This is a genomic window from Halobacillus sp. BBL2006 (assembly GCF_000786645.1).
Lineage (GTDB): Bacteria > Bacillota > Bacilli > Bacillales > Halobacillaceae > Halobacillus.
This window is the reverse complement of the sequence record NZ_JRNX01000183.1, coordinates 1-4,905: the sequence shown is the minus strand read 5'-3', so window position 1 is coordinate 4,905 and position 4,905 is coordinate 1. Positions and strand designations below refer to the sequence as shown.

Here is a 4,905-nt window from a genome sequence, read left to right as displayed (position 1 = left end):
CCCCGCCATAATGATCTGAGTGAGCATGCGTAATAAAAAGGTGCGTCAGTGGAAGCTCCTTTTTATTGAGCTCCTTGAGCACCTTTTTAATAGATGATTTATCAATGCCTGCATCAATCAATAAGCCGGTATCACCGGAATGAACATACCCGATATTCACCGAACTTTGATAATAATAACAGGACGCATTAAGCTGTTGAAATGACATGGTAAACGACTCCCTTTGGCTTTTCTAAATGGTTTCGCTAAAGTTCTGTCCTTTTCCTGTCACCTCGGAATAAATTTTTTCATGTTGCGAAGAATGGGGATGGGCTTTACCAGCATGGAAATCAGCAGATGTATAAAGCTTTTGGCTCTGATAATCTTTTCGATCCTGCTCTCGTGGCTGGTCATGCTGCTTCAATTTACTATTAAGAGTTGCTTTGAATACCTGTTCAAGCATAAAGGGAGAACGGTCGGTCTGAATGGTCCGTCTCTGATAATCCTGATATTGATAATGATTGATTGGCAGAATGTATCCCATACTTCCTCCTCCTCTTACTAGATACATACCCCGAACGTTCCCCCATTATGCTTGAACGCTGTTCCCGCTCACGGATTACTCGAAGAAACGCTCCATTTTCCCCATTTGTTTGTTTAAAAACTTTTCCATGTCGGTCATCCGTTTACTAAACCTTCGATCCCAGGCTTCAAAATCTTTTTCCCAGCCACCGAATTTTTTTTCAGGCTGTTTCATGATTCCATTCATTTTCGACGTTTCGTCTTCGATCTCCTTCAGAACTTCAAATATAGACTTTGGTTTTTTACTCATAAATGCCGATCACTCAACCCATAGAGAATGGATTGCAAACCAGCAATCGAAAGCAGCAGCACAAGCCATTCCCCATAAGGAATATAATAGTAGAAAACCATCATGATTACTGACGCCCATACCCCTACACACCATTGGCAGCTCAACCCTTCACCGATCCATCCTTTCGGCTCAACCCACTCTTCCTCTTCACCTTGCTCATTCACAATGACTTTGGTATCCATGAATGGCTTACGTACCCATTCCATGATCAGATCACGAACGATCAAGCGTGTAAGTCGAAAACTGGCTAATCCCAGAATAAGCAATTCCAACCATGTCATACTTAACATTCCGTCCCCCCTCTTTCCATGAGAAAAGCCACTACCTTCCATGTAGTGGCTGCAATGATATTGAATTAGAACCAACGGAAACCTCCACGACGGTCAGATGATTCGTCACGATGCTCTTTTGAACTACTTTCACGCTCTTCATTTTGTTCTCTTCTGCGACGAGGACCAAAGAATGGGTCTACACGATCATCATGACGATTTTCTTCCCATCCGCGATGGCGCTGGTTAATGACAACATTCTCCGCTTCAATGAATAGGTCGTCAACTTTAATAACCCGTTTCTTCTTTTCAGACATATTATTTCATCTCCTTATTCGAAGTCATTGTTAATCTATGGTATTTGCCCCAATTAGGTATGGTCGTTCGCCCATTCCTTGAGAAAAAGTTATCGATTTCAGGAAAACAGACAAATGCCCACACCGACCAAAGCACCCTACATATTCTATTAAAGACAATACGTCAATTCGTATGGAAAGGGGAAAATTTTAATGAGCTGTGGTAAGAAATTCGATACGGGCTCTTGTGTGATTGACATTCTAAAAGATATTGTAGACGCTCAGAATGACGTAATCCATGACTGCACGACGAGCTGTGAACGGTCCATTGCAGATCTATTAGGAGATACAGGAGGAGGTTCTGGTTTCGATACAGTTCCTGTCATCCTTTATTGTAAAGACTGCAAACCTTTCAAAGGTTATGGGACTAAGAGAAATGCGGGCAGCTGTAACGTAAAAGGAAGCTTTTTCTTCCGCGTTAAGTCTGTGGATGATGATGGCTGCGCTGTATTAGAGCTATTGTTCTCTAACAACCACCATTCAGGTGACTTAGAAGAAGAATCATCTTCAAGCAGTAATCATCAACCTCGTCCAGTTGTTGACCCTAAATCTCCAGCCCAGCAAGACTGCGACAACCTTCGTGCTTCCGGCATCTGCATCACGGTTGACTTGAACTGCTTCTGTCACGTGACATGTCTTCCTGCTGCTGCGACTCTATAATTCACACTTAAAAAACCGCGCTCAATTTGGGCACGGTTTTTTTGTTGTTAAAATCCGATCAATCTAATTTCTTTAATTTTTTCAAAAGGCACATCCTGATGGTAAGGGCGCTGAAAAACCTTCATCGTAACAATTCCGTCTTTATAGTCGGTAATGTACCCACGATATGATTCGTCCTCTGTTGAAACCTCACACTTCATTTTCGGAACATGTGGTGATAACTGGAAAAAATAATTCACTTTCCCTTCAAGATCCAGATCCTGAAACCTCTGTCTTCTTTCCCGAGGTGATTTCGTTTTCGAATCTGCGTTATCTGATGCAGTTGTTACTTCTTGTTCTTCTTGTTCCGCTTTTGGTTCTTCTTTTTCAACTGGAGCAGCAGATTGATTTCTTAGCCGTAATTCCTTTTCCTGAATTGATGTACCTCCCCCACTGCTTGCTTGAGAAGAGGATGAGCGTTGCGAACGAAAACTCGTTTGCATCGGTACTTCCGCCGGTTTAAATTCAGGTTGGGCAATATAAAGCATCGGCTGTTTTGCCAAACGTTTCTTTTCAGCCATACGGATCTCTCCCTTATATATAGTTCATCATTGTATGTATATGCCTAGTCCTCTGACCCATGTACGCAAATGCATTGTTTCGACAAAAATGGAGAGTTTTATACATTTTTTACCTTGAGACTGCTTTCTTTTGATGAACCTTTGATATAGTTGAAAAAGTCTATATTAGGAGTGTATTCATGTTGGTCGAAGAAATAAAACTAAAGAAGCTGAGAAAACCATAATCCATTGATGGAATTTCAGCCCATCATTCTTACCCCTTCCCACTCCATTTTAGGTTTGACGTTATGACAAGGTTCCCATGAGTCATTCGCTCAACCTGGACAATTATTTTAAAATAGAAAAAGAGAACACGAAGAATTTATTAACCTACGTGACCTCTTTTACCCTTCTTATTCATCTATTTTCGAAAGATTCCCTTTCACATACAACGGGAGAGTAAACACAAAGGTACTCCCCTTTTCCTTTTCGCTTTCTACATGGATATCTCCCTCGTGGGCTTTAACGATATATTTTACAATCGAAAGCCCAAGGCCTGAGCCACCATCTTTAGTAGGTCGGGACTTTTCACCACGGTAAAATGATGTGAAGATATACGGTATATCTTCAGGTTCTATACCTTGTCCATTATCGATAACACTAACGACTAGATGCCCTTTTAACTGATCAATCTGAACATCTATCTCGATTCGATCACTTCCATACCGTACTGCATTAATGATTAAGTTACTCATTACTTGTTCCATACGCATCGGATCAATCAGGATGGTCACTGGCTCAATTTCTGCTGGATAAGTTAACTCCACCTCTTGTTTTCGCAGTTCAAATTGATGTTTGGTGAGTAGTTTTTCAAAATAATTAGAAGCATTTACGACTTCTTTTTCAATAGGGAGTTGATTAACTTCCGTCTTTGAGAACTCGAATAGATCTTCAATTAAATGGTCAAGGTGAGCTGTTTTATCATGGATTACCTGTAGATAACGCTGTTTCATTTCCTCATTTTGAACAATCCCATCACGCAGTCCTTCTACATACCCTTTTATCGAAGACAAGGGAGTGCGTAAATCATGGGAGATACTCGCAATTAGTTCTTTCCTTGAGTCTTCATATTGCTTTTGCTTTTTAAATGAATCCTTCACATGCTGCCTCATGACATTGAAGCCTTGGATGAATCGGCCAATCTCATCTCGTTTCTTATATTTAATGGGGTAATCCAGGTTCCCCTCCCTCATTTCTTCTGTAGCCTGATAAATATGCTTTAAAGGCGTTAGAACGGTCCTGGATATATACATCGTCCATATCACAATCATCAAAATCAACGTAAGAAACCCCATCCCTATACCAAGAAGAAGAACACGAATAATGAAGGTCATCCTTTTGAATGGTTCACTTTGAGAAGAGTTGGCATGAATGGTGACGTCCCATATTATATTATCTTCCGGTTGCACTTGAATGGTAAAGGTTTTGAAATTAGGCAAGAAACTATTTACGTCATCCGCTTCTCTATAGTTCCTCGAATCAAAGATTATTTCATTTTCCTTTGTATGAATCGTCACATTCATATCATAGCGGTCTAGCAGTGGTTTGATTTCCTTATAGAAGACATCACTATTAGGAAGCTCATCTTCCTTCATTCTTATTTCCTTTTTCACATCAGTAAATAACTGGTCAAGTTGATCATCTTCATTGGGTAATTGGTTCGCACCAAGATATAAGGTCAAGATGGCTACAAGAATCGGAACAATGATCGTAGAAAGAAAGGCGAGGACAAGCCTCTTTTTTAAACTGGATTTCATACAGAATCGTTGAATTTGTATCCAACGCCCCATACGGTTTGAATATACTGTGGCTTAGTCGATTCCGTTTCGATCTTGTCCCTGATCTTGCTCATATAGACCGTAACCGTGTTAATATCGCCATAGTCGTTATAACCCCAAACCTTCTCATAGAGTTGCTCCTTTGAAAAAACCTGCCCCTTATTAGAAAGCAACAAATGAAGTAACTTAAATTCTGTAGCAGATAAATTGACCTTTTCTCCTTTTACGTACAACTCGTATCGTTTCACATCCAATTTCAAACCCTTGCATTGAATAATTTGGTCTTCTTCTTCCACTTTGTGTTGAGAAAAGTGTTTATAACGACGCAAATGGGCTTTGATTCGGGCCACTAACTCTCCGGGACTGAAGGGCTTTGTAATATAATCATCT

General features: G+C 40.4%; 9 protein-coding genes. 1 reads left to right on the top strand and 8 read right to left on the bottom strand.

What is annotated here, in order from left to right:
* The 5 genes from LD39_RS06590 to LD39_RS06570 form a co-directional block, all read right to left on the bottom strand.
* Positions 1-208 (bottom strand): MBL fold metallo-hydrolase (locus LD39_RS06590; protein WP_035544244.1); only part of this gene is annotated, 208 nt, incomplete at its 3' end.
* 24 nt (positions 209-232) lie between these two features.
* Complete coding sequence (locus LD39_RS06585) at positions 233-523, bottom strand: hypothetical protein (RefSeq protein WP_052158756.1); 291 nt, start codon at positions 521-523, stop codon at positions 233-235.
* 75 nt (positions 524-598) lie between these two features.
* Positions 599-811 carry a hypothetical protein gene (locus LD39_RS06580; RefSeq protein WP_035544241.1) on the bottom strand — a complete coding sequence of 71 codons (213 nt, stop codon included), beginning with the start codon at positions 809-811 and terminating at the stop codon, positions 599-601.
* A complete protein-coding gene (locus LD39_RS06575) occupies positions 808-1,143 on the bottom strand; it encodes a DUF1360 domain-containing protein (RefSeq protein ID WP_035544237.1) in 336 nt (111 codons plus the stop codon). The genes LD39_RS06580 and LD39_RS06575 overlap by 4 nt, the downstream gene beginning before the upstream one ends.
* 65 nt (positions 1,144-1,208) lie before the next feature.
* The gene (locus LD39_RS06570) at positions 1,209-1,439 is read right to left on the bottom strand and encodes a hypothetical protein (protein WP_035544234.1); all 231 of its coding nucleotides are present in this window, start codon (positions 1,437-1,439) and stop codon (positions 1,209-1,211) included.
* A gap of 192 nt (positions 1,440-1,631) precedes the next feature.
* On the opposite strand from LD39_RS06570, the gene LD39_RS06565 reads away from it, so the two are divergent.
* Positions 1,632-2,138, top strand: coding sequence for a CotY/CotZ family spore coat protein (locus tag LD39_RS06565; RefSeq protein ID WP_035544232.1), 507 nt, complete (start codon positions 1,632-1,634; stop codon positions 2,136-2,138).
* Between the two features lie 47 nt (positions 2,139-2,185).
* On the opposite strand, the gene LD39_RS06560 is transcribed toward LD39_RS06565, so the two are convergent.
* The 3 genes from LD39_RS06560 to LD39_RS06550 form a co-directional block, all read right to left on the bottom strand.
* Positions 2,186-2,698, bottom strand: coding sequence for a CotO family spore coat protein (locus tag LD39_RS06560; protein WP_035544231.1), 513 nt, complete (start codon positions 2,696-2,698; stop codon positions 2,186-2,188).
* A gap of 392 nt (positions 2,699-3,090) precedes the next feature.
* A complete protein-coding gene (locus tag LD39_RS06555; RefSeq protein ID WP_052158755.1) occupies positions 3,091-4,494 on the bottom strand; it encodes a cell wall metabolism sensor histidine kinase WalK in 1,404 nt (467 codons plus the stop codon).
* Positions 4,491-4,905 (bottom strand): response regulator transcription factor (locus tag LD39_RS06550; RefSeq protein ID WP_035544229.1); only part of this gene is annotated, 415 nt, incomplete at its 5' end. The genes LD39_RS06555 and LD39_RS06550, both read right to left, overlap by 4 nt.